At 59.6% G+C, this 24,463-nt stretch carries 23 protein-coding genes; 16 read left to right on the top strand and 7 right to left on the bottom strand.

Annotation, left to right across the window (positions count from 1 at the left end):
• The first annotated feature begins 18 nt into the window (after window positions 1–18).
• Both BSF40_RS17630 and BSF40_RS17635 read left to right on the top strand, forming a co-directional pair.
• Complete coding sequence (locus BSF40_RS17630; RefSeq protein WP_095966033.1) at window positions 19–975, top strand: threonine dehydratase; 957 nt, start codon at window positions 19–21, stop codon at window positions 973–975.
• A gap of 111 nt (window positions 976–1,086) precedes the next feature.
• Window positions 1,087–1,782, top strand: a complete 696-nt coding sequence (locus BSF40_RS17635; protein WP_305887521.1) for a tRNA (adenine(22)-N(1))-methyltransferase TrmK — start codon at window positions 1,087–1,089, stop codon at window positions 1,780–1,782.
• Window positions 1,783–1,810: 28 nt separating this feature from the next.
• Here BSF40_RS17635 and BSF40_RS17640 read toward each other — a convergent pair whose 3' ends face one another.
• Window positions 1,811–2,794, bottom strand: a complete 984-nt coding sequence (locus tag BSF40_RS17640; protein ID WP_095966210.1) for a GlxA family transcriptional regulator — start codon at window positions 2,792–2,794, stop codon at window positions 1,811–1,813.
• 198 nt (window positions 2,795–2,992) lie between these two features.
• Between BSF40_RS17640 and BSF40_RS17645 the strand changes: the two genes are divergently transcribed.
• Window positions 2,993–3,784 (top strand): cysteine hydrolase, encoded by a 792-nt coding sequence (locus BSF40_RS17645; RefSeq protein ID WP_172435722.1) that lies wholly within the window; start codon window positions 2,993–2,995, stop codon window positions 3,782–3,784.
• Between the two features lie 100 nt (window positions 3,785–3,884).
• On the opposite strand, the gene BSF40_RS17650 is transcribed toward BSF40_RS17645, so the two are convergent.
• Both BSF40_RS17650 and BSF40_RS32010 read right to left on the bottom strand, forming a co-directional pair.
• On the bottom strand, window positions 3,885–5,300 hold the full coding sequence (locus tag BSF40_RS17650) for a DUF2252 domain-containing protein (protein WP_207258407.1): 1,416 nt from the start codon (window positions 5,298–5,300) through the stop codon (window positions 3,885–3,887).
• Window positions 5,301–5,314: 14 nt separating this feature from the next.
• Window positions 5,315–5,599 (bottom strand): hypothetical protein, encoded by a 285-nt coding sequence (locus tag BSF40_RS32010; RefSeq protein ID WP_141249753.1) that lies wholly within the window; start codon window positions 5,597–5,599, stop codon window positions 5,315–5,317.
• A gap of 392 nt (window positions 5,600–5,991) precedes the next feature.
• Between BSF40_RS32010 and BSF40_RS17655 the strand changes: the two genes are divergently transcribed.
• The 13 genes from BSF40_RS17655 (at window position 5,992) to BSF40_RS17715 (ending at window position 18,253) form a co-directional block, all read left to right on the top strand.
• Entirely contained in the window at window positions 5,992–6,639 is a 648-nt protein-coding gene (locus BSF40_RS17655) for a hypothetical protein (protein WP_095966035.1), read from the top strand.
• Between the two features lie 608 nt (window positions 6,640–7,247).
• On the top strand, window positions 7,248–7,688 hold the full coding sequence (locus BSF40_RS17660; RefSeq protein ID WP_095966036.1) for an Ohr family peroxiredoxin: 441 nt from the start codon (window positions 7,248–7,250) through the stop codon (window positions 7,686–7,688).
• 78 nt (window positions 7,689–7,766) lie between these two features.
• Window positions 7,767–8,219 (top strand): Ohr family peroxiredoxin, encoded by a 453-nt coding sequence (locus tag BSF40_RS17665; protein WP_095966037.1) that lies wholly within the window; start codon window positions 7,767–7,769, stop codon window positions 8,217–8,219.
• Between the two features lie 126 nt (window positions 8,220–8,345).
• The gene (locus BSF40_RS17670; RefSeq protein ID WP_095966038.1) at window positions 8,346–8,804 is read left to right on the top strand and encodes a MarR family winged helix-turn-helix transcriptional regulator; all 459 of its coding nucleotides are present in this window, start codon (window positions 8,346–8,348) and stop codon (window positions 8,802–8,804) included.
• A 350-nt stretch (window positions 8,805–9,154) separates the two neighbouring features.
• A complete protein-coding gene (locus BSF40_RS17675) occupies window positions 9,155–10,885 on the top strand; it encodes a multiheme c-type cytochrome (RefSeq protein WP_095966039.1) in 1,731 nt (576 codons plus the stop codon).
• Window positions 10,886–10,934: 49 nt separating this feature from the next.
• A complete protein-coding gene (locus BSF40_RS17680) occupies window positions 10,935–11,612 on the top strand; it encodes a thermostable hemolysin (protein WP_095966040.1) in 678 nt (225 codons plus the stop codon).
• A complete protein-coding gene (locus BSF40_RS17685) occupies window positions 11,602–13,083 on the top strand; it encodes an AMP-binding protein (RefSeq protein WP_095966041.1) in 1,482 nt (493 codons plus the stop codon). The genes BSF40_RS17680 and BSF40_RS17685 overlap by 11 nt, the downstream gene beginning before the upstream one ends.
• Window positions 13,080–13,754, top strand: a complete 675-nt coding sequence (locus BSF40_RS17690; protein WP_095966042.1) for a TenA family transcriptional regulator — start codon at window positions 13,080–13,082, stop codon at window positions 13,752–13,754. The genes BSF40_RS17685 and BSF40_RS17690 overlap by 4 nt, the downstream gene beginning before the upstream one ends.
• A complete protein-coding gene (locus BSF40_RS17695) occupies window positions 13,741–14,550 on the top strand; it encodes an SDR family oxidoreductase (RefSeq protein ID WP_095966043.1) in 810 nt (269 codons plus the stop codon). Before BSF40_RS17690 ends, BSF40_RS17695 begins: the two co-directional genes overlap by 14 nt.
• The gene (locus BSF40_RS17700) at window positions 14,547–15,191 is read left to right on the top strand and encodes a tetratricopeptide repeat protein (RefSeq protein ID WP_095966044.1); all 645 of its coding nucleotides are present in this window, start codon (window positions 14,547–14,549) and stop codon (window positions 15,189–15,191) included. Before BSF40_RS17695 ends, BSF40_RS17700 begins: the two co-directional genes overlap by 4 nt.
• Window positions 15,192–15,202: 11 nt before the next feature.
• Window positions 15,203–15,865: a response regulator gene (locus BSF40_RS17705; RefSeq protein ID WP_095966045.1), complete on the top strand. Its 663-nt coding sequence runs from the start codon at window positions 15,203–15,205 to the stop codon at window positions 15,863–15,865.
• Entirely contained in the window at window positions 15,862–17,229 is a 1,368-nt protein-coding gene (locus BSF40_RS17710; protein WP_095966046.1) for a HAMP domain-containing sensor histidine kinase, read from the top strand. Before BSF40_RS17705 ends, BSF40_RS17710 begins: the two co-directional genes overlap by 4 nt.
• Window positions 17,230–17,551: 322 nt before the next feature.
• Window positions 17,552–18,253: a response regulator transcription factor gene (locus BSF40_RS17715; protein WP_095966047.1), complete on the top strand. Its 702-nt coding sequence runs from the start codon at window positions 17,552–17,554 to the stop codon at window positions 18,251–18,253.
• Here the strand turns inward: BSF40_RS17715 and BSF40_RS17720 are convergent.
• From BSF40_RS17720 to BSF40_RS17740, 4 genes are all read right to left on the bottom strand, one after another.
• Complete coding sequence (locus BSF40_RS17720; RefSeq protein ID WP_095966048.1) at window positions 18,250–19,737, bottom strand: sensor histidine kinase; 1,488 nt, start codon at window positions 19,735–19,737, stop codon at window positions 18,250–18,252. The two genes, BSF40_RS17715 and BSF40_RS17720, sit on opposite strands and share 4 nt — an antisense overlap.
• Window positions 19,738–20,321: 584 nt before the next feature.
• The gene (locus BSF40_RS17730; RefSeq protein WP_095966049.1) at window positions 20,322–21,587 is read right to left on the bottom strand and encodes a nitrate/nitrite transporter; all 1,266 of its coding nucleotides are present in this window, start codon (window positions 21,585–21,587) and stop codon (window positions 20,322–20,324) included.
• A gap of 51 nt (window positions 21,588–21,638) precedes the next feature.
• The gene (locus tag BSF40_RS17735) at window positions 21,639–22,709 is read right to left on the bottom strand and encodes a sugar phosphate isomerase/epimerase (RefSeq protein WP_095966050.1); all 1,071 of its coding nucleotides are present in this window, start codon (window positions 22,707–22,709) and stop codon (window positions 21,639–21,641) included.
• Between the two features lie 112 nt (window positions 22,710–22,821).
• Entirely contained in the window at window positions 22,822–24,327 is a 1,506-nt protein-coding gene (locus tag BSF40_RS17740) for a PLP-dependent aminotransferase family protein (protein WP_095966051.1), read from the bottom strand.
• Window positions 24,328–24,463 lie beyond the last annotated feature (136 nt).

Raw genomic sequence — 24,463 nt, forward strand, 5'->3', positions numbered from 1 at the left:
TCCCGGGGGAGACAACTCATGCACACACTGACTCGCGACGACATCGAACAGGCCGCACGCCACGTTTACCAGGTCATGCCCGCCACCGCCCAGTACCCTTGGCCCTTGCTGGCCAGGCGGTTGGGTTGCACGGTGTGGGTCAAGCACGAAAATCACACGCCTACCGGTGCTTTCAAAGTGCGCGGCGGCATCACGTTCATGCACTGGCTCAAACGCGAGCATCCGGGCGTGAAGGGCATTGTCAGTGCGACCCGCGGCAACCATGGCCAGAGCCTTGCACTGGCGGCTGGCGCACTGGGTTTGCGGGCGCTGATCGTCGTGCCGCAAGGCAACTCGGTGGAAAAGAACAACGCCATGCGCGGCTTTGGCGCTGAAGTGGTCGAGTATGGGCGCGATTTCGATGAGGCCCGTGAAGAGGCGGCACGGCTTGCGCAGGAGCACGACCTGTTCCTGGTGCCGCCGTTTCACACCGAACTGGTCAAGGGGGTGGCCACCTATGCGCTGGAGCTGTTCAACGCCGCGCCGGATCTGGATACCGTCTATGTACCGATTGGCTGTGGATCGGGGATTTGTGGCGTGATCGCCGCTCGCGATGCACTGGGCCTGGGCACCCGGGTGGTGGGCGTGGTTTCCACAGAGGCGGCGGCCGCACAGTTATCGTTCGACACCGGAGCCCTGTGCGAAACGGCCTCGGCGACCACCTTCGCCGACGGCCTGGCCGTACGCAAGCCGGTGCCTGAAGCCTTTGCCGTCTATGCGGCAGGTGCGACGCGAATCGTTGCAGTCAGTGACGCGCAGATAGCCGAGGCCATGCGCGTGTATTACACCGATACCCACAACCTGGCGGAAGGGGCCGGTGCGGCGGCGCTGGCGGCGCTCATGGCCGAGCGTGAGGCCATGTCGGGAAAAAGGGTGGGGGTCATCCTGTCCGGTGGAAACGTCGACAGATCGGTGTATGCGGGCGTGATCGCGTGAAGGGGAGCTGTAACCTGGTCGCATAAATTTGAAATGCACGGCATTGCCCGACACAATCGCGCCCCGATCCGGCCAAAGGCGCCGGACGTTCGTGGTGAGAAGGGGCCGCAGTTGAACGAACAGACATTGTCCATGCGCCTGGAACGCGTGGCGGCGCATGTGCCGGCCGGTGCGCGCCTGGCCGATATCGGCTCGGATCACGGCTACCTGCCGGTGGCATTGATGCGCCGTGGCGCCATCACGGCGGCGGTGGCCGGGGAGGTGGCGTTGACGCCGTTCCGCGCGGCCGAACGCACCGTGCACGAGAACGATCTGGAGCAACGGATCAGCGTGCGCCTGGCCAACGGCCTGGCGGCAATCTTGCCGGGAGACGGGATCACGGCGATCAGCCTCTGCGGCATGGGCGGCGAAACGATCCGCGACATCCTCGACAGCGGCAAGGCGTACCTGAGCGGGCACGAGCGCCTGATCCTGCAACCCAACGGCGGCGAGCAGCCACTGCGCCTGTGGCTGATGGAAAATGGCTATCGCATCCTCTGCGAGGAAGTGCTGCGGGAAAATCGTTTCGACTACGAAATCATCGTCGCCGAGCGCGCCGGGCCGGTGATCTATACCGCTCAAGAGTTGTACTTCGGTCCGTTGCAGATGCAGGCCCGCAGTCCGGCGTTCCTGGTCAAGTGGCAGCGCAAGCTGCGCCAGAAGCAGAAGACCCTGAGCCAATTTGCCGGGGCGCAGCGGGCCGTGCCTGAGGAAAAGGTGCAGGACATCGCGCGCCAGGTCCGGTGGATCGACCAGTTGCTGGCCTGATTCTGTTGCGCAAGGTACGCGTCTGCGCTTACGCGGGCAATGGATCGCCCTTGTTCCCGGCCCCTTTGGCCAGACGGGCGCTGCGCCGCAGTTCCTGCGGCGTGCGTCCGACGACTCGCACGAAACTGCGCAGCATGTGATCGGCATCGCCGAATCCGAAGCACCTGGCGATCTCCTCGAACGTCTGGTGCCCGTCTTCGACCAGCGGCCGTGCCGACTCGATTCGCAGGCGCTCGATAGCTTTCGCCGGCGTCACACCGACTGATGCCGCGAACACGCGGCCAAACTGGCGCACGCTCATATGGGCAACGTCTGCCAGGCGTTCAACCGACAGATCATCACGCAGATGATCGCGCACGTAGCTCAGCACCGTGCGGATCCGGTCCGAGCCCGGGTCGAAATCCAGCAGCGAAGAGAACTGGTACTGACCACCCGGTCGCCGGTAGTAAACCACCAGCATGCGTGCGACAGCGCGTGACACTTCCTTGCCCAGGTCCTGCTCGATCATCGCCAGGGCCATGTCGATGCCGGCCGACATGCCGGCGGACGTCCAGACATTGCCGTCTTCGGTCCAGATTCGATCACCGTCCACGCGCAGCGCCGGATAGCGTGCCTGCAATTGCGGCGCGTAGTTCCAGTGCGTGGTCGCGACACGACCGTCGAGCAGGCCGCTCTCGGCCAGCAGGAAGGCGCCCGTGCAGACGCTGGCAGTGCGGCGCGCGCGCGGGGACATCTGCCGTATCGCCGCTGCCATCGGCATCATCCTGTCATCGATCGGGGCGGTGGGTGCGCCGACGATGATGAGCGTGTCGAGCGGGTCGACAACCTGCAGGGCTTGCGTCGCGACTTGCACGCCGCTCGAAGCTTCGATCAATCCGCCTTCAAGGGACGCGACCGTGAATCGATAGCCCGAGGGGCGCGCACGGCTGGCGTTGGAGAAGGCTTCGAGCGGGCCGCTCAAATCCAGCAGTACGAACCCCGGGTAGACCAGGAAACAGATGTGACGTTGCATGAACGGAGCGCCCAAAGTCTGCATGGGAGGGGAGCCATGGTACGCGCTTGCCGTCTGCAAGGTCAGGGGCGCGCATCAAGCCCGTAAACCTCACGCGAGATGGCTGCGCCTGTCGGCCGAAATCCAGGGATTAATGTCCATTTGCTGATGCCTTCTCGCCGTACCGTACATGCACCCCCCCACATTGAGGACGTGCAAATGACCTTCAACACAATTCAAGCCGCGAGAATGATCTCCTGCGCCACGTTGCTGTCGGCTTTCCTGATAGCGCCCGGCGTTGGCTTCGCCGCAGAGAACCCTTACGCCGATCCGGCCAAACCCGCGCTCCCGGCCTCCACCTTCGAATGGGATTCCAGTCGAACCGCGCTGGTCGTTATCGACCCGCAGATCGACTTCATGAGCCCGGAGGGGGCGGGCTGGTCGGTCTTCGGACAGAGCGTTACCGAGCAAAACCTCGTGCCGAACCTGAGCCGGCTTTTCGCGGCGTTCAAGCAGGCCGCAGCGACGGTAGCCATCTCGCCGCACTACTACTATCCCCACGATCATGAATGGGAGTTCGAGGCGCCGGCGGAGACCGTGCAGCACAAACTGGGGCTCTTCGATCGCAAGGGCGCCCTGACGCTGGATGGATTCCGCAATTCGGGTGCCGACTTCATGAAGGAGTTCAAACCTTTCATCGAAGACGGCAAGACTATCGTCGCCTCACCGCACAAGTTGTATGGCCCGCAAAGCAACGACCTGATGCTGCAGTTGCGCAAGCAGCGGATCGACAAGATCATCCTGGCCGGCATGGCATCCAACCTGTGCGTCGAATCGCACCTTCGCGAGTTTCTGGAGCGCGGTTTCGAGGTGGTTGTGGTACGTGATGCCATCGCCGGCCCGAAGCTGCCTGACGGCGACGGGTACGGTAGCGCGCTGGTCAATTTCCGCTACATCGCCAACGGCGTGATGACCACAGACGACGTCGTGAAAAAACTGGAAGGGCGCTGATCTGCGGTATGCCCCATCCACTGACCAGGCACGGGGGCCCTTGAGGCTTCCGTGCCTGATGACTGACTTTGATTGACCCATGAGCGATGGATCGGCCTCATCACTCTTCTTCCCTGAGTGCCTGGATCCGCCCTGACTTTTCTGCTGCCAGCAGTGCGGCATGGTCTTTCGCATTTTGATTGGCATAGGCAATGGAGAATTTGCCGATGGCCTGGTCGAAGGAGTCCGTCTTGCCCAGGTAGCCACTGATGAGCGCGGCATCTCCGGATTTGGCATGGGCACGGGCCAGGGTTTGCCCGCACCACTCGGCGTACATCTTCATTCTTGCGGCGCAAACGCCTTCGATGGGGGCTGACATTTTCATGTCGCGCAACTGGCGTACAAAGAAATGCCGGCCATTTTGTCCGCGTGTCCAGCCCAGAAAGATGTCGCTGGAGGACTGCATCAGCCGCTGCCCCGTGACCACACGCTGCCCCTGGTTCTCGAATTCGCTGTCGCCTGCAAAAGGCGCCAATACCGAGGGGCAGGCTTCCTTGAACTGCAGGAGCAAGGGGTTGTTTTCCGCAGAAAAGAACAGGCCGACGAAACAGTAGGTACCCACGCTGCCAATGCCGACAGCCTTGACGGCAACGTCTTCGAGGCGGTACCGATCGAAGAGCACACGTCGTTCATGGGGCAGCGACAAACGATATTCCTGCAGTGCGATACGCACTCGCTGCTTGAAGTCCTTTTCGTACACATGAAAAAGCAAGGGCGGTTGATCGATCAGTCGCCGTCGACCGCCGACTTCGCTGCTGATCTTGGGGTAGAGGTAATCCCCCAGACGCATCTTCGCCTTTGCCACCACTTGCTCGCGAATTTTCCTGATCTGGGCATTGGGCGCCATGTCGATGATCGCTTGGGCATCCAGACGGTCATACCAGACCTCCAGCGGGCCCATTTTCGAGAATTTGCGCAGGCCCTCGCGGTAAGCACAAACGCATTTGACGGCAATGCCCCGTGCCTCTTTATCGGTGAGCCGGTTATCGCGTGCCGCCACGACAAAACTGATTGCCAGGCGTTTGACGTCCCATTCCCAGGGGGCAGGGAGTGTTTCGTCGAAATCGTTGATATCAAAAATCAGATTGCGCTCAGGTGTCGCGAACAATCCGAAGTTCATCAGGTGACAGTCCCCGCAGGCTTGCACCTCAATGCCTGTGGTTGGAGTAGTGGCCAGGTCATGGGCCATCAAACCCGCAGAACCGCGTAAAAAGGTGAACGGGCTGCGCAGCATCCGGCCGTAGCGCAGCGGCACCAGGTTTGGCAGTCGATAGCGGTTGGACTCTTCGAGGCGTTCGATAGGGTCGCGGTGTTTGCCCGGCGGTTTCCATTCGCCGTGAACCGAATGGGGCAAGCGTTCGCGTATTTGCTCGCCTGCGAACAGGCGCTCCTTGCGCGAGAGAAAGACTGACTCGTCTGCGCTGTCGTCCGATTGTTTTGCCAGGCCATCGGCAGCCTTGCTTTTGCGGGGGGGCATGCCCACTCCTTTGCTCAACGAAGGCTGACTCCCTCGGGCACAGGATCTGCTAATGCGACTGTTCCATCAGCCTTCAGGGTGACCTGCACTGGTGTTTCGCAAAGAGTCGAAGCCGTTGTTGAAGCGTAGCAGTTCCGTTCCGGGATGCTGTATTGCCAGCATTGAATGGCGCGGTTGCGTGGGAGCCAAATTTCGCAGTTTGCAGGGGCAAACGGTGTGAGTTCCGCGCGAAATCCGCTTTTTTTTCCGGTACGGAAAGTGAAACGATTCAGCCGCTTTGCAACGGTGGTTTCAGCCAATGAAACCGGCCTTTTGAGGGGGCGTCGACAGTACCGTTTGTCGTGGTTTTTGTTCGAAAAATGAACAATTGGGGTATTCTGGGCTCTGATCTTCCAGCAGGCGGATCCCTTGAGCTTCGCACTGCACTCCCTAGTAAAATGGACGTATACCTCATCTGCATTGAATGGAATGCACATGGGGATTTTTTTTACCTGAGACCTGGAGTGATAGTATGCCGTCATCACTGACTCGCGGGGCGAGTCGCTCTCTCTTGTAATACACAAATTATTTTAGTTGCTTCAATCAATGTGAACTTTGATTGTGCAGGCGTGGAATATTAATTCGCGTGCCTGGGGCATGGTCAATTCACACTGCCGCAATAAGTGGAGATGTAAGCGTGGATATTAATACAATGATCGGCCTGCTCGGCCAGAAAGAATCCATGGAGTTTATGCGTTTAGGAGTTGTTTACGTACACCTGTTGGCATGCTGCGTAGCCATTGGCCTGGTGTTTGCCAGCGATGTCGCAATGGTCAAGGATTTATTGAAAGGCCGTGTATCGTCCGGGCACGATAATGATCATATGGCCAGTCTTCAGAAGTCTGTTTCCAATGCGTTGCTATTCTTGTGGATCACCGGTGCGGCGATTATAGGCATTGATTACCTTGATAAAGGGATGACCTATTTTGCCAACCCGAAACTTCAAGCCAAAGTCATTATTGTCTTGTTGCTGACATTCAACGGCATGCTGTTGCACCGCTATGTATTGCCCGCCATGCTCAAGGCCGGTTCCTTGCTTGATCTGCCTATCAATGTGCGAATGTTTGCCCTGTTCTCTGGTGCACTGTCGGGCGTTTCCTGGCTGTATGCCGCGATGCTCGGTGTCGGTCGACCGCTGGCCTGGAAATACTCGCTGACTGAATTGCTGATGGCCTATCCGGTATTGATCGTGCTCGGCTTTGCGACGATGGTGGCACTGACCCAGTGGGCGCGCAATCGCAACGCGGCAACACCAGCTGAGGAAACTACCTGGCTGTTCGCCGGAATTCCTGCGCGATGAACTGACGAAAGTCCAGGTGAAGACGGGTTAAACCGTTAGAACCCTGCAAACACCAGACCCCCTCCCAGTGAGGGGGTTTTTATTGGGTGTTCACGCAGTTCCGGGGAACACCGATAACTGTAGGAGCGAGCTTGCTCGCGATGGAGGTCAACGATGATGCGGGGAGCCTGACACCCCGCGGTGCTTCGCGAGCAAGCTCGCTCCTACAGATATTTCGCTATCTGTGTTCCTTGTCCATGGCCGAACGTTGTCCACTCATCCCTTGATTCGGCGAGGGGGAGGGCAGCACGCTCGGTCGCGAACCTGCCGTTCATCGCCAAGGCATAAAATAAACTTTGACATCATTGGGGCTTTGGATGAGTATTATCTCATCGCATGCGATCAAGTCGAATGCGATAACAAACAAAACAACCCTTGCCGTTTGGAGATTCAGCCATGAACACCGGAAGCCGCCGCACTCTGTTGATCGCTACCGTTCAAGCTTCCCATGGCCATAACGGCAACAACTGGATCGTTGCGCACGCCAATTGACGAACGTTGTCTTTTTGAATGCCATATGCATCGCATGCGATATTATCGTACAAACTTTAAGCCCTGAGGAAATCCCCATGAGCAAAATCGAAAAAGTACTGGCAACCGGCAAAACCCACACCACCCGCAGCAATGTCGGCGGTCACAACGGTAACCTCGATATCGTCCTGTCGTCACCGGGTTCCACCCAGCCAGCCCACGTCTTTGCCGCCACACAGCCGCATCCGAAAGCCGAGCAACTGTTCGCCGGAGCCTGGTCGGCCTGCTACACCGCAGCAGTGGGGCTGGTGGCCCAGGAACGCAATATCGTATTGCCGGCGGACATGGCCGTCGACATTGAAGTGGACCTGGGCCAGACTGGTCCGGCCTACTTCCTTCAGGCCCGATTGACCCTACGCGTGCCCGGGCTGGCACAGGATGTCGCGACCGAACTGGCGCACATCGCCGACTCCATCTGCCCTTACTCCAAAGCGACACGCGGCAATATCGATGTTGCCCTGAACGTGATCACGGCGTGACGTGCGGACGCATCGTTGATATTGCATACGATGCAAGCGCATACGAACTTAACTGATTGTAATCTTGAGGGAATCATCATGAGCAAGATCGAAAAAGTGCTGGCCAGCGGCAAAACCCACACCACCCAGAACAGCGCAGGCAATACGTCGCGCGGTCATAACGGCAACCTCGACATCGTGCTGTCGTCCCCCGGCAACGACACACCGGCACACGTGCTGACCGCCGTCCAGCCGCACCCGAAAGCCGAGCAACTGTTCGCCGGCGCGTGGTCGGCCTGCTACATCGCAGCGGTGGGGCTGGCTGCCCAACAAATGAAGGTGACACTGCCGACCGACACGGCCGTCGACATTGAAGTCGATCTGGGCCAGACCGGCGCGGCTTACTTCCTCCAGGCTCGACTGACGTTGCGCGTGCCGGGGCTGGATCATGGAGTGGCGACTGAATTGGCCCACAACGCCGATGCAATCTGCCCGTACTCCAAGGCCACACGCGGCAACATTGATGTCGACATCAATGTCCTGACGGCCTGACCCTCTGCACGGCCGGCTCAACGGGGATTTTCCCGGTGAGCCGGCCGTCGGTGTTTATGCGCACTTCCGATACCATCGTGTACGACGTATAGTTTGAGTCTCACAAGATTGCCCCTGAGAACGTCCATGAAAAACACCGCCAAGATATCCGCCCTGGATCTCAAACTCTCCGACTTCCTGTGTTTTGCCGTCTATTCCACCAACCTGGCCTTCGGCAAGGCCTACAAGCCAATGCTCGAGCGGCTCGGCCTGACCTACACGCAATACATCACCCTGGTCGCGCTGTGGGAAGAAGACAACCAGACCGTCGGCAGCCTTGGCGAAAAGCTGTTTCTGGAATCCAACACCCTCACGCCGATCCTGAAGAAGCTCGAAGCGATGGGTTATTTGCTGCGCCAGCGCGACCCGGAAGACGAACGCCAGGTACGGATCAATCTCACAAAAGAGGGGCGAACACTGCGTGAAGGCCTGCGCGAAGACGGCTTCCCGCAAACAGGCCTCGATCCTGACGACTTCGTGCAAATGCAGAAGGCCATCGTCAAGTTACGGGGTAATCTCATCCGGACGACGAAAGACAGGGAGTAAGGGGTATCGATTCAAGACGGTGAGTGGTCCCCGATTTCGGTGTGAGCGTCCCCACAAACGGGGCGCTATTCCCCAGCAGTATTCACAACTCCATCAGCACGGTATTGCAACTTTCGACGAATGTTTGCAGGGACCTTCCGCTCCTCGCTCATATTTTGTTACAGCAATGGCAGGGTAATTGCTGAGTGAGCGTGTCCCGTTCATGAAAGGTTCAGCGTCGGCAAGCTGTGGAACTGTAAGTACCCCCATTGAGTGATTGCACGTAACCATCGGTTTGCATCACGAAATACCCTTGGCGACTCAATAGAAGTGCTGCAGTCATCCTCTGCGAACCGTCCAGAGGAAATGCCATGAGCCACACCAGACCAACGTGTGCACAGTTAGCGCTGCACGGGCTATCGGCCTTGATTGTTCTTTGGACGATCAGCGCCGGCTCTTACATGGCAATGTTCAACGTACCGCCAGGGGTCAAGCTGGCTATTGTCGACTTGAACATTTCCCTGGCGTCATTGTTCATACCGTTGTTCCTGGCGCTCAAACCTCTGGCTCGCCGTTTTTTGTTCTTCCTGGCCTGCCTGCTGACGGTGACGCTGGTGGCGGCCGACGAACCGCAGAGCAGCAACAATCAGGGCAATGACAATCAGAGCAATGACAAGTGGCTGGAGCCGGCACGCTCCAGGCTCATGCGTGTGACGGGCGGGATGCCGTTCTTTCCGCATCGGGCCAATACCACCGGTAACCTGGTGTTGAATGTGAAGGACTTCGACAATGCCCAGGTCTGTGGCGCTTGTCATACGGAGATCTACAGGCAGTGGCGCTCGTCGATGATGTCCCAGGCCTGGGATGAACCCATCTATCGGGCCTTGCTCAAGCGTGCGAGTGCGGCCACCGAGGGCAAGGTCGATAACTTCTGTACCGGCTGCCATACCCCGATCGGTCTCACGACCGGGCAGATCACTTCGCAAGTCAACCGCTCCTCGATTGAAGACAGTGAGAAGAATCATCCGATGCCCGGGGTCGACTGCGAGACCTGCCACAACATCAGTGCCCGTACGGGCCTCGATAACGGGGCCTATGTCTTGAGTCCGCGGGCACACGGTAAACCGACCAAGTTCGGTCCGCGCAAAGACGCCGTTTCGCCTTATCACGACACGGTGTACTCGGCTTTGCACACCCGCTCGGACTTTTGCGGCACCTGCCACAACGTCACGCATCCGTTCAGCAGCGTGGCGGTGGAGCGCACCTATGACGAATGGCAGGAGAGCACCTACAGCCTTAACGATATCACCTGCCAGAGCTGCCACATGCCGGGGTTCAAGGGCAAAGCCGCGATCATGGGGCCGGAGCGCGAGTCGGTCGCCTCGCATTGGTTCAGTGGGGCCAACGCGATGATGCTCAACCATCTCGGTCAGGAAGAGGGCGCGCAACGGGCTCGCAATATGCTCACGCGCGCGGGGGAAATAACCTTCGAGCAATTGCCGGCAGCGATCGTTGCCGGGCAATACACCTCGGTCGCCGTCAAGGTTTCCAATGTCGGCGCAGGGCACAAGCTGCCGACCGGCTTTCCGGAGGGACGGGAGATGTGGATCGATTTCCGGGTGCTGGATGCCACGGGTCGCGAGATCTACCGACTGGGTTCGATCAAGGACGGCAAGACCGAAATCAACACGCGAAACTTCAAAGTGCACATAGGCGACAAGGACGGCAACCCGCTGGACGTCGAGGTCTGGAATGCCACGCAGATTCTCTCGGACAACCGCATTCTGCCCAAGGGCTACGATATCGGGGAGTTCTCCTTCCTGGTGCCGGCCGACGCCGTCGGGCCGCTGACCCTGACGGCCGACCTGAACTACTGGCCGTTTTCGCAGAAACTGGCCGACTACCTGCTCGGCAAAGACAAGGTGCAGGTGGAAATCACCCGGATGGCCAACGTCACCCAGAGCGTACCCCTGTCGACCCGCCTGCCGGTTGCCGGGGCGGATACGGATGCAGTGTTGACGCCCGGGCTGGCCCCGGTCATGCAAGGTGACAATCAGAAGACCACTGAAGAGAATCGTTTTGTCACCTTCAGACTTCGTTAAGAATTGTCTTTGATACTGCTCCCCAATTGATCCGGGGAGATGTTTTTCAATGTCCGATTTCAACTGGAACGTTCAGTTGCCACTGCGCTTTGGCCTGACCGAAGCACAGCAGATGCATCTTGTCAGGGCCTTGCCGGACGCCCCGCAAAGGGGTGTCTTCGAAGCCTTTATCCAGCAACGGTTTCGCAGGTCCCACGGTGCCGATGTTCGTCACTTCATGCCGGAGCTGTTTGGCATGAGCGATGCGTGCGGCACGCTTTGTGCGGTGGTTGGCGTGCGTCTGGCGAGCGACGGACCGCTGTTTCTGGAAGGTTACCTGGACGAGGCGATCGATGCGCTGATCAGTACCGCGGCCGACCAGACCGTAAGCCGCTCAGCCATCATCGAGGTCGGCAACCTGGCTGCCAGCGACACGGGCAGCGCACGGATGAGCATCATCGCGATGACTTACCTGCTGGCCATGGGGGGGCTGGAATGGGTCGCTTTCACTGGAAACCTGGGGCTGGTCAATAGCTTTCATCGTCTTGGCTTGAAGCCCGTGACCCTGTGTGCTGCCGACCCGGCGCGTCTTGGCGAAGACCGCCACGCCTGGGGCAGTTACTACGAAAGCAAACCGTGGGTTCATTTCGGCAATATTCGTTCCGGTTTCATTCATTTACGCAACACGGGCCTGTTCAGTCGCCTGGGCTTGCCGACCTCCATTGAAGGGGCCTGCCATGTCGCCTGAAATGGAACGTTTCAAACAGACCCTGCGTCATCATGCTGAGCAAAAAACCAACACCATTGCCTTGTGGGATGACCATCGCAAGCTCGACTACGCCACGCTCTTTGCCGAGGTCAGTTATCGTCAGCAGCGCCTGCGCGATGAGCGGGTCAGGGTGGTCGCCCTGGCACTGGACAATGGTATCGAGGCCATGCTGTGGGACCTGGCCGCGCTGTTCGAGGGTTTGACCTGCGTAGCCTTGCCACCGTTTTTCAGTCCGGCGCAACGCAAGCATTGCCTGGAGCAAAGCCAGGCCGAACACGTCATTGCCGAACCGCCATTGCAGGACGAACTGCAAGCCGCTGGATATCAGAAGTGCGGCGAGTTCTGGCACCGCACGTTCAGTGGCCCGAACCGGATGCCTGACGGCACCGCCAAGTTGACCTTCACCTCCGGCACCACAGGCACACCCAAGGGCGTGTGCCTGAGTGCCGACAGCATTCTGCGGGTCGCTCGCGAGCTGGATCAGGCCAGCAAACCCACTGACCCGCAACACCACCTGGCGCTGCTGCCGCTGGCCATTTTGCTGGAGAACATCGGTTGTTACGCCGCACTGTATGCCGGGGCCACCTTGAGCCTGCCCAGCCAGAAAACCCTGGGGATTGCAGGCGCCAGCGGTGTGGAGGTGCCGAAATTGTTGGGATGCCTGGCCAGCCGCTCGCCTCAGAGCCTGGTTCTGGTGCCGCAGTTGTTGCTGATGCTGGTCGCTGCTGCCGAGCAGAAGGCTTTCGACCCACAGCACTTGCGTTTTGCCGCCGTGGGCGGTGCCCGGGTCAGTGAAGATCTCCTGTATCGGGCTCAACGCGTGGGTGTACCGGTCTACGAGGGTTACGGGCTGTCGGAATGCGCATCGGTGGTGTGCCTCAATCGCCCGCAAGCACGGCGCCCCGGCAGTGTCGGACGGCCATTACCCCATGTGGAGATTCGCCTGGCGGATGACGGAGAAGTGCTGATCAAGGGTTCAACCTTGCTGGGCTATCTGGGAGAGGCGCCGCACACCGCCCAGTGGTTGCCTAGCGGCGATCTCGGCGAGTTCGACGCCGAAGGTTTTCTCTACCTCAAGGGACGCAAGAAGCATCAGTTCGTGACCAGTTTCGGGCGCAACGTGAACCCCGAGTGGGTGGAAGCCGAGTTGACTCAGCGCGGGCCTGTCGCCCAGGCCTTCGTCTATGGCGAGGCGATGCCTCACAACCATGCGCTGCTCTGGCCGCATCGACCGGACTGTAGCGACGAACAACTGGCCGCCGCCGTGACCCAAGCCAACGAGGCCTTGCCCGAGTACGCCCAGGTCCGCCACTGGAGTCGGCTCGACCAACCCTTTACCGTCACCAACGGTTTGCTCACCGCCAATGGCCGGCCCCGCCGTGACGCCATCATCGAGCGCTACCGGCGGCAATTGACCGAATCTGCATTTTCCGAGGAATCCGCATCATGAGTTTTTTTGACACGTTGCAACAAGCCACTGAGCAAGAACGCAATGAGTTGTTCAACCTGCCGATCATCCGTGAAGCGCTGCAGGGCGATGTCAGCCTGGAAAGTTACCGGGCCTTTCTGGCACAGGCCTATTACCACGTGCGCCATACCGTGCCGTTGATGATGGCCTGTGGTGCGCGCCTGCCATTGCGTCTGGAATGGCTGCGCGAAGCGGTATGTGAATACATCGAGGACGAATACGGCCACGAACAATGGGTACTCAATGACATTCAAGCCTGCGGCGGTGACAGGGACGCTGTACGGGACGGGCGCCCGTCATTGCCGATCGAACTGATGGTCAGCTTCCTCTATGACCTGATTGCCAGGGACAATCCGGTGGGACTGTTTGGCATGGTCAACGTACTCGAAGGCACGAGCATCGCCCTGGCGACCCATGCCGCGGACAGTATTCGCCAGCGCCTGGGCTTGCCGGAAAGCGCCTTCAGCTACCTCAGTTCCCACGGCTCGCTCGATATCGAACATATGCAGACCTACCGTCGACTGATGGACACGCTGGATGACCCGCAAGACCAGGCCGCCGTCATTCATGCCTCCAAAGTGGTGTACCGGCTCTACACCGATATGTTTCGTGGCTTGCCACGTAACGGGGAGAGCCTGCATGCGCCTGTCTGAAGCCCGCGTCGTGTTGACCGGTGCCAGCGGCGGCATCGGCCTGGCCATCGCCACTGCACTGTGCGCCAGTGGTGCCCAGGTGCTGGCCGTGGCTCGCCATCGGGAACCCCTGGTGCCGTTGTTCGAGCTTTATCCCAATAATCTGTGTTGGATCCGTGCAGACCTGACGTTGCTCTCCGACCGCCGCGAGGTGCTGGCGCGGGCCCAGAACATCGGCGGCATCAACCTGCTGATCAATGCCGCCGGGGTCAACCATTTCGCCATGCTCGAACAGCTCGACGACAGTGAGATCAATTCGATGCTCGCGGTGAACATCAGTGCGCCGATGTGCCTGACAAAACTGATGTTGCCGCTGCTCAAGCAAGCCGACAGTGCCATGGTGGTCAACGTCGGTTCGACCTATGGCTCCATTGGCTACCCAGGCTACGCCAGTTACTGCGCCACCAAGTTTGCCCTGCGCGGGTTCTCCGAAGCCCTGCGCCGAGAGTTGGCGGACACCCGGGTCAGTGTGCTCTACGTCGCCCCGCGCGCGACCCGTACCGGCATGAACAGCCCGGCAGCCCAAGCGCTCAATGATGCGCTCAAAACCAATGTCGACGATCCGCAAACCGTGGCGGCCGCGGTGACTCACGCCATTGCCGGTGACCGTCGCGACTTGTACCTGGGCTGGCCCGAGCGTTTTTTTGTACGCCTGAACAGCCTCCTGCCCCATCTGGTGGACCGTGGTTTGCGCAAACAACTGCCACTGATCCGCCGCCTGAGCCAGAATCCCGACCAGGAGAATCTCGAACCATGAAAAAGATCATCGCTTGTCTGCTGCTGGGCGCATTGAGCCAGAGCGCCTGGGCGCTGGATGCTGCCGACCAGCAGCGTCTCAACGGTATCCAGCAAAGCTGGGCGCACATTCAATACGAGTTGCCCGAGGGACAACGCACCGCGGCTTTTGAGAAGCTGGCCGCCCAGGCTTCGAGCTTCAAGCAGGAACGCCAAACGGTGGCGGAGGCCTGGATCTGGTCTGGCATCGTCACCAGTAGCTGGGCGGGTGCCCAGGGTGGGCTGGGTGCGCTGAGCAAGGTCAAGGATGCCAAAGCCGATCTGGAAAAAGCCCTGGCCCTGGACCCCAAGGCCCTGCAAGGCTCAGCCTATACCAGTCTGGGGGCCCTGTATGACCGTGTACCGGGCTGGCCCATCGGTTTCGGCGATTCGGACAAGGCCGAGCGGTTGCTCAAGCTGGCATTGCAAATAAACCCCAACGGCATCGACAGCCTGTACTTCTGGGGCGATCACCTCTACCGTCAGAAGCGCTATGGCGAAGCCAGGGCAGCGTTGCAAAAAGCCTTGCAGGCTGCGCCCCGACCTGGCCGCGAGAGCGCTGATGCCGGGCGCCGCAAGGAGATCGAAGCGTTGTTGGTGGACGTGAACAAGAAACTCGGCTGACAGGAGACCCTGTGCGTTTATTACTCGTAGAGGATGACGTGGCGCTCGGCGAGGGCATTCATCAGGCCCTGCGCCGTGAAGGTTATACCGTCGACTGGTTGCAGGACGGCAACAGTGCCTTGCACTCGCTGCGCAGTGAAATCTTTGATCTGGCGGTGCTCGACCTTGGCCTGCCACGCATGGACGGTCTCGAAGTGCTCAGGCGCTTGCGTGACAGCGGCTCCAACCTGCCGGTGCTGATCCTGACGGCGCGCGATGCCACCGAAGACCGCATCGCCGGTCTGGATGCCGGCGCCGATGACTACCTGATCAAGCCCTTCGACCTGGCAGAATTGAAGGCGCGCCTACGTGCGTTGCTTCGGCGCAGCGCCGGGCGTGGGCAATCGCTGATCGAGCACGCGGGCATCAGCCTCAACCCCGGCACCCAGCAAGTCAGCTACAAGGGCGAACCGGTGGCCCTGACACCCAAGGAATACCAGTTGCTCCACGAACTGCTCTCGCCACCGGGCCGGGTAATGACTCGCGATCATCTGATGCAGTTGCTGTACGGCTGGAGCGAGGAGGCCGAAAGCAACACGCTGGAAGTGCACATCCATCACCTGCGCAAGAAGCTCTCCACCGATCTGATTCGCACCGTCCGTGGTGTCGGATACTTGGTGGAGGAGCGTCCATGACCTCGATCCGGCGTCGCACCCTGACCCTGATCATTGGCCTGATGCTCACAGGTCTGGCGGTGATCAGCGTGCTGAACCTGCACGACAGCAACCATGAAATTGCCGAAGTCTATGATGCCCAACTGGCCCAGAATGCTCGCCTGCTGCAAGGCGTCATGCGTATGCCCATGGTGAGCGAGGATCACGCAGATCTGTACAGGGCTTTCAACCAGGCCCTGAACGAGGCGACGCCCAGGGCCGACGGGCATCCGTATGAAACGAAGATTGCGTTTCAGGTCTGGAATGCCAGGAATGAAGTGCTGGTACATACCGCCAGTTCTCCGTCCTTCAGCCAACCCCCGGTCACACCAGGCTTCAGCGATGTCGTCGACCTGAACAACCGGCACTGGCGCGCCTTCCTGCTTGAAGACAAGCAGAACAACCTGCGCATCTGGGTGGGGGAACGGGACGACGTGCGAACGGACCTGGTGGACCGCATCGTACGCCACACCTTGTGGCCTAACATTCTGGGGAGTTTGATACTGGCCGCCATGCTCTGGCTGGCCATCGGCTGGGGATTGAAACCTCTGGTCAACATGGCTGCAACACTGCGGGCGAGGCAGCCCGGTTCACTCGAACCCCTGCAATTGACGCCGCTGCCTACCGAGCTTGAGCCGATGCAGGCAGCCCTTAACCGTATGCTTGCGCAGATTCAGGACGTCATGGGGCGTGAGCGACGTTTTATCGCGGATGCCGCCCACGAAATGCGCACACCACTGGCCGTGCTCAGGGTGCATGCGCAGAACCTGATGGAAGCGGGGAGCGAAGGAGAGCGTCGTGCATCGCTCGAGCACTTGATTGCCGGAGTGGACCGTACCAGCCGGCTGGTCAATCAATTGCTCACGATGGCTCGTATCGAGCCTCAAGCAGGTGCGCAACCGCCTGTACCTATAGATCTGGCAGCCACGGTTCGCGACAGCCTGGTTCAGTTGACACCCTGGTTGTTGAGCCAGGATCTTGAATTGGTTTTCGATGTCGGCGACAACATCGGCCTTGTGAGGGTCGACCCTGCGGCCATCGACATTGCCTTGAACAACCTGGTCACCAACGCGGTGAATTTCTCCCCCCGGCACGGAGTGATCACGGTAAAGCTGGTCGAAAAGAGAAACGGCTACGAACTGTCTGTCGAAGATGAGGGGCCGGGTATCGATGAGCAGGATCGTGATCGGCTCTTCGAGCGGTTCTACAGTCGCGCAAACGATCAGGGGGCAGGGTTGGGGCTGACCATCGTCAAGGCCATTGCCGATCGCCTGGGTGGACAGATCAGACTGGAGAACCGTATCGCTGGCGGGTTACGCGCCACGTTGGAAATTTGTCGCGTTTGACGTAGGGGCTGGTGATGCCGGGTGCTGTGGTTGCCTGTACCCAAGTGTCGCAGGGCGACTGCTGGTCGGAATGAAGACGGATCCGGATTTTATGAAAGTCTCTGTTTTTTATATGCTAAAACACATGAAAAACAAAGGGTTGGAATATAAATATAAAGTGTTTTGCAAGACTTTTTGTTTGTTCCGGTTCTGATTGCATCCGACCTAAGTCTGATATCCCGACGCCTGGAGCCCGGTACATACGACTGATGACCGGCGGCTTCGCGGGTTCCCTGCTATTAATCAATGTGTATCCGAATGCTTATTCTTGCGGGAGCGTCTCATGAGCCCATTCATTCGCATCGGCATTGCCGACGATCACCCGATGTTGCGTGAAGGCGTTGCCAATACGTTGAGAAAACGGGCGGATCTTCAGGTCGTGGAGCAAGGTTCCAATGCGCAGGAGGCCATGGATATTGCGCAGAAGGAGCGTCCGGACGTGATGTTGATGGACGTCAATATGCCGGGCGACGTGTTCGCCGCGGTGCGGTTCATTTGCACACAGCTGTCGGATGTGAGGGTGCTGATGCTGACGGTTTCGGAGTCCGAGGATGATGCCTTCCTGGCACTGGAGGCCGGCGCGCGCGGGTATGTGTTGAAAGGTGTCAGCGGGCCGGAACTGGTCCTGGCGATCAGGACGGTTGCCAAGGGTGAATCGTATATCACCCCCGAGTTTGCCAACAAACTGCTGAGCAACATCAACAAGCACGAAGCGGAAACCCGCAAGTTCGATTTGACCCACCGCGAGGAGGAGGTTATTCGTGAAGTGTCCAAGGGGCTGACCAACAGGGAAGTGGCGCAAAGGCTGTTGATCAGCGAAAAAACCGTCAAGCACCACATGGGCTGCGTGATGCAGAAGCTGAACGCGCGAAATCGAGTCGAAGCGGTCACGGCTCTGCGCCACTACCGGGAGCGTGAAGCGATCGGGCACCTTCACATCGGCGCGGCGAAAGCGACAATGGATGCTGAAGCGGCGTCTGACTAGAGTTTGAACTGCGCATTGACCGACGTACCCGCGTCGCAGGAGTCGATACTGAACAACCCGCCCAGCGATTCGACGCGATAACGCAAACCGGCGAGACCCAATCGGGTTCTACCTGATTTCTCGAACTGCATCGCGTCCGCCGCCATGCCTGGACCACTGTCCCTGACGCTGATGTTCAATACGCCATCTATGTACTTCGCCAGGATGACCTGGCCCTCGCCGTTGGCGTGCCGGTAAGCGTTGTTGAGGGCTTCTTGCACAAACCGGTACAAACAGAGTTTGAGCGGCAATGGCGCGGCCTTCGGTAGCTGCCCCAGGGTCAATGTGACCTTGGTGCCAGTGCGTTGCTCGTGCCGTTGCGCCACCAGTTGCAACTCTTCCACCAGGCTCACGTCGTTGATTTCCGGAAGTGCCAGGCCACGTGATAAATCGCGGACCTCACGCAATGCGTCGGTGGCGGCGGCACGGATGGTTTCCAGGGATTCCTGATCGACCGCCGTGCAGTTTTCGGCCAGGTCGTCGAGCCGGATCAGAATCAAGGTCAATAGCTGCGCGGTCCCATCGTGCAGGTCTGCGCCAATGCGCCTCAAGGTGAGTTCGTTGACTCGGGAAAACTCCTGGGTAGCCGTTGCCATCTTGTGCTGGAGTTCAGCATTGCTGATGTGCAAACGGGTTTGTTCGATCAGCCGCAAGTGCAGTGCCACCTGCTGTTGCTGGATAATCTTGTCGCCGCGTCGCACGATGAAGAAAAGCAGGGTCAGCATGGCCAGTGTCGCGGCGCCGACGACCCCCCATACCTCTTCCCGGACCCGATTGATCTCGCGCCTGAGGCTGTCGGCCTTTTCATAGAATTCGCCCACCGCGATGATTTTCCCGGAGCGTGAATCCCGCAGGGGCGCGTAGATTTCATAGAGTGGGACGTTGAGCTGGCGCTCGAACGCGTCCTCATCCTGGGTCAGTTCTTGAAGATCGGTGACCACTTTGCCCTTCAGTGCCTCGGCGATCTCATCCAATGGGAATTGAACGTTGGTGATGTCTTTGTTCGTGCTGTAGACCACCGTGCCATCTGCTCGCCAGATCTTGATCGAGACAATGTGCTGTTTCAGCGAGCGACTTTCCGTGAGGCGGTCCAGGGACTGGACACTTGCTGCCGAGAGGGTGTTGTCCCGGCTCAACTCCTGCACAAAGGGCTCCAGAAACGTATCCATGTACTGAGCGCCTGCTTCTGCTGCGCTATGAACCGCGGCACTTTCAATGCGTACACTCACCAGATTGCCGACGAAAAACATGGTCAGCCCCAGGATCACCGCAGCGGCGATGACAAACTGGGTCGAGTGACTCAGCTTGCGCGTCCGGCCCCTGATCCATGTACGCCAGAGGCCATTGCGATTCATATCGCCAACAGGAGCAGGTTGGTCCAGCACCTCGGCTTGCTGCGCGGTGAACGTCTGGTTTTCGGATTCCGCTTTTGCATTTTTTGCCATAGGTCCGGTTCCCTGATCATCGAGACAGGTCGGTTGGAAACCCGGCAGTTCAACGCAAATCTGGAGATTGACGCCAAGCCCATGACTGACAGTAGATCACTGCATGACGATCCGACAGTTTCAGCGTGGGCACGGTCCCCTGTGGGAGCTGGCTTGCCAGCGATGGTCGTTAACGATAACGCGTGTGCACCGGATAAACGCGGCGCACTGGAGTCCATCGCCAGCAAGCTGGCTCCTACAGTTTTCTCGCGTGGACGCGGTCCCTTGTGGGAGCTGGCTTGCCGGCGATGGTCGTTAACGATTACGCGTGTGAACTGGATGAACGTGGCGCACTGGCGTCCATCGCCAGCAGGCTGGCTCCTACAGTTTTCTCGCGTGGACGCGGTCCCTTGTGGGAGCTGGCTTGCCAGCGATGGTCGTTAACGATAACGCGTGTGCACCGGATAAACGCGGCGCACTTTAGTCCATCGCCAGCAAGCTGGCTCCTACAGTTTTCCGCGTCGGCGCGGTCTTTTGTGGGAGCTGGCTTGCCAGCGATGGTCGTTAACGATAACGCGTGTGCACTGGATAAACCCGGCCTATGTTCAGGCTTGCGCGGCGCTGACCTCGGCAGTGACCGTGGCGTTCTTGCGCACCGCTTGATACAGCAGGCTCGATACCATGAACCCGACAATGGCCAGCAGACTCATCAACGAGAAGACGTAGTTGTAGCCTTGTTGACCCGGGAAGTGGTCGAGTATCGCGCCATAGATGACGTAGGCGAACATGCCCGGCGCATAGCCGATCAGGCAACCAATGCCAAAGGCCGAGCCCGTGATGTGCTGGGGAATGCCGACTTCACCCATCGGTGCCCAGAACACACCGCGCATGGAAAACACAATCAGCGCGAAGGACAGGGTGGCTGCCATGCCTGCGTAGATGAAACCCGGGTTTTTCGGAATGAGCATGATGACGCCCATCAGCGGCAACAACGCCAGGAATGCCCACTTCAGGTAACGGCTGGAACTCTTGAACTGTTTGTCGGCAATGAAGCCGCCAGCGGGGCCGCCGAGGATCTTGAGGAAGTACTGGTTGATGATGCCGTAGGCGCCCACCAGGGCCACGGGCAGTTCGTACATTTCCTTGAGGTAGGGAATGAAGTAGGTCAGGCCGCAGTACACGATGTAAACCATGAACACGTTGAGGCTGACCAGCCAGATGCCCGGCACCTTGATGGCCTCGAGCAGGTTCGACAGTCCGTTCTTCGGCTTGGCGGTCGACTGGGTTTTGCCGCTCTTGAGCAACAGCCAGGTCAGGGTACCGGCAAGAATGTCGATGACCGAGTAGAACAGGATCGCCGACTTCAAGCCGTTTTCACCGGAGCCCATGGCGACGAAGACGCCCAGCGCAGAAAACGCGACCAGGGTATCGATGACGCCACGCCCGCCTTCGAGCAGACCGAACAGGCGCCCCTGTTCCTTGTCGTCACCCAGGTTGCGGATGGCCTTGAGCAGCGAAGGCCAGAAGAGGCAGTCGGCACACACAGCCAGCAGGCAGAACACAACCAGCAGATTGCTGAAGGGCGGAAAGGTCGCCAGGTAAAGCCCCAGGCCCCCGGTGCCGATCAGGCCAAGGGGGATCAGCTTGCGCGTGTCGTAACGGTCGGCGAGCATGCCGCCCACCACGAACAGCGCGGTGGCGATGATGGCGTTGGCGCTCAGCAGCACGCCGATTTCAGTGTGGGACAGCCCCATGAATTCCTGCATGGGGATGTAGAAGGCGTCTTTGAGGTTCGCCAGCTTGTAGATGGTGCCGCCACCGAGGATGAGAATCAGGAATCTGAGCCATTTGGCCTTGTCTTGGGATGTCATTATTGTTCTCCAGGCTTGATTGGGTAGGCAGTGCCGTTCGGCACATCAGGTTCAGGCGTCAGCGCAATGGGCCAGGGTCAACTCGGCCAGGGTTCGGAACTCGGCCAGCAGACCTCGTACATAGGCGACCTGGTTGTTTGCCCAACGGTGTTCATCGGCCAGCATTCGCTCCAGCGAGTAGCCTTGCGGCAGCGCTGTTTCACTCATTTCCCGGTACGCAATGAACGGGTCGGCGGCTTCGTCGAGCTGGCGGAACGCCGGTGCCACGTAATGGTTTTCCTGCTCGAGAATGAAGGCGATCACCTGCGGGGTTGATTCGCCGAGCATCAACAGTTCGAACAACAGGCGAGCGCTGGGCAGGTCGTCTTCGTCACTGCCCTGCAGCACGCCGTAATGCCCGAAGCCGTTTTGCTCAGGCACGATGCGCACACCTTTGAGGTGCGTCTGGCGTATGTGCGGACCCAGGGTGCGCAGTGCCGCGAGGGGCTGCTCGCAGGCATTGATCATGTTGCCGAAGTCGAACAAGGCGTGCAGGCGAGGGTGGTTCAGCCGGCTCAGCAGTTGCGCGATCTCGCCGCTCTTGAGTTCCTCGTGCTGCTCGAAGTCGAAGAACAGGTCGTGTTCGTCTGCCTGTTGCGCGAGGTAGTGCAGGTCCGACTCGATCACGTCCATGACCCGCGACAGCGCCCCTTCGTAGCGTGAGTAGACACGGATGTTGCGGGTGCCCAGCGCCTTGGCGATGGCGATCACTTGATCGACATCCTTTTTCAGGGTGCTGCTGATTTCCAGATGCACATCCAGCCCGAGTGTTTTGGCCTTGTCTGCAAACACCTGAAGCTGCGTGGGTGTCATTTGACTCAGGCTGTTTTCCTCACCGTCGAGCAGGTGCAGGCTCAGGCCCTGGAGTTCGTGGCGATAGGCGAAGTCCAGCAGGTCGCCCGGGGTGACACGGCCGTGGGTCAAGTTGGTCAGCAAGGGGTAGGCATGGGCAAACAGGCGCAGTTGCGCCAGTCGGTCGAGCAACTGGCGGGCCAGTGCCTCCGTCAGTAGGGGGGGAGCCTCGGCCTCGACAGCCTTATGGCTGAGCAAGGCGTTGAATCGTTCCTGGATCTTATTGTTCATTCGAGTCGTTCCTGGTTCAGACACCGGGTCTACCGGCGCAGCCTTTATCGCGCCAGTCAGGAACTCTCGATAGATCCATTATCAGTTAAATCATAAGACCACTTGCCCGGCGTCAAGTGGCCGGCTGCAGGTAGCCCATTTTGTCCAGGGCCTGGGCCAGCGCTTCGACCCGCGCCTGGGCCTGGTCCTCGGGGGTGCTGGCGAAGCCGATCAGCAGCGCCGGCGGCAAGACATGTTCGACGCAGTAGTCGCTCAGGGGATAGGTATGAATGCCATGCTGGCCGAGCGCCCTGGCCAGGGCGTCGTCATCGAGATGCCCGGGTAACCAGGCGATCAGGTGCATGCCGGCTTCCACCGGGGTGATCCTGAAGAAAGTCCCGAGCTGTTTCTGCAACTGTTCGACCAGTGCCTGCTGGCGAGCCTGGTACAGGGCGCGCATGCGGCGGATATGGCCGAGGAAGTGGCCTTCGCGCATGAAGTCCGCGGTGGCGGCCTGAAGCAGGGTAGGCGGGCTGCGATCCATGACCGCCCGCAGGGTGCAGAAGGGTTCGACCAGGGCGTGCGGCAGTATCACGTACCCCAGTCGCAGCGAGGGGAAGAGCACCTTGCTGAAGGTCCCGGCGTAGATGACCCGGGCCCACTGGTCCATGGCATAGAGCGCGGGCAGGGGGCGGCCGTTGTAGCGAAACTCACTGTCACAATCGTCCTCGATGATCCAGCTTTGATTCTGCGCGGCCCAGTCGATGAGTTCCTGGCGTCGTGCATAACTCATGGTGACGCCCAAAGGATGCTGGCGAGACGGCGTGGTAAACACCAGGCGGGCGTCAGGACACACAGCCAGGCCTTGCCGGACGTCGATCCCCTGTTCGTCGATACGCAACGGCACGACCTGGCCACCCTGGGCCTGGAGCGCAATACGCGCCGCGATATGCCCCGGATCTTCCATCCAGAAGCTGTCCTGCGGATTGAGCAACAGCATGCCCAGCAGGTTGAAGGCTTGCTGGGCGCCGGACACGATGACCACCTGATCGGCACTGCAATCAATGCCGCGGGCGTCGAAGACGTACTCGGCAATCGCCTCGCGCAGGGCCAGCAAGCCCTGCAGTTCGCCATAGCCGAGCATGGCCTTGGTCGGCTTGTGCAGATGGCGGTTCAACAGGCGCTTCCAGACCGACTGCGGGAACGCATCGTAGGCGCTGTGACTGGGCAGGAACGAGGTCGGGGTGCCGGTCGCCCAGTCGGCATAGGAAACACCGCGAAAATGATCGCTGCGCAACGACAGCATCGACTGGCTCAGGTCGGACAGGCGAGGCGGTTGGCGCGGCTGCTCGTCATCAATACCGCGGCCTTCCCACTCATGGCCGACATAGGTCCCGGCCCCGGTCCGCGACGTCAGGAAACCCTCGGCAATCAGTTGATCGAACGCATTGAGGATGCTGATCCGCGACAGCTCAAGCTCCTTGCTCAGGGTCCGCGTGGACGGCAGGCGCACGCCACCCTGAAGCCTGCCACTGAGAATCTGTTTGCGAATCTGCAAGTAGAGTTGGCGGTACAAGGGGATGGAACTGGCACGGTCCAGTTCGATACCCGACAACAGCAAACCTGCGGAGGATTTCATTTTTCGTTCGTCTGGATGGAATGTGGTCTGGCCTGAATCGCTGTCAGGCACCCGGGTGCGAAAGGGTAGCGAGGGGTGTCGGATAAGTCATCCACCCCAGCGTCACAATAACAGGGCTGCCGAGTGCGGCGTTGCA

Origin of the sequence: Pseudomonas sp. ACN5 (assembly GCF_002303975.1) — a bacterium.
In the GTDB taxonomy this organism is placed as follows: Bacteria; Pseudomonadota; Gammaproteobacteria; order Pseudomonadales; family Pseudomonadaceae; genus Aquipseudomonas; species Aquipseudomonas laurylsulfatiphila.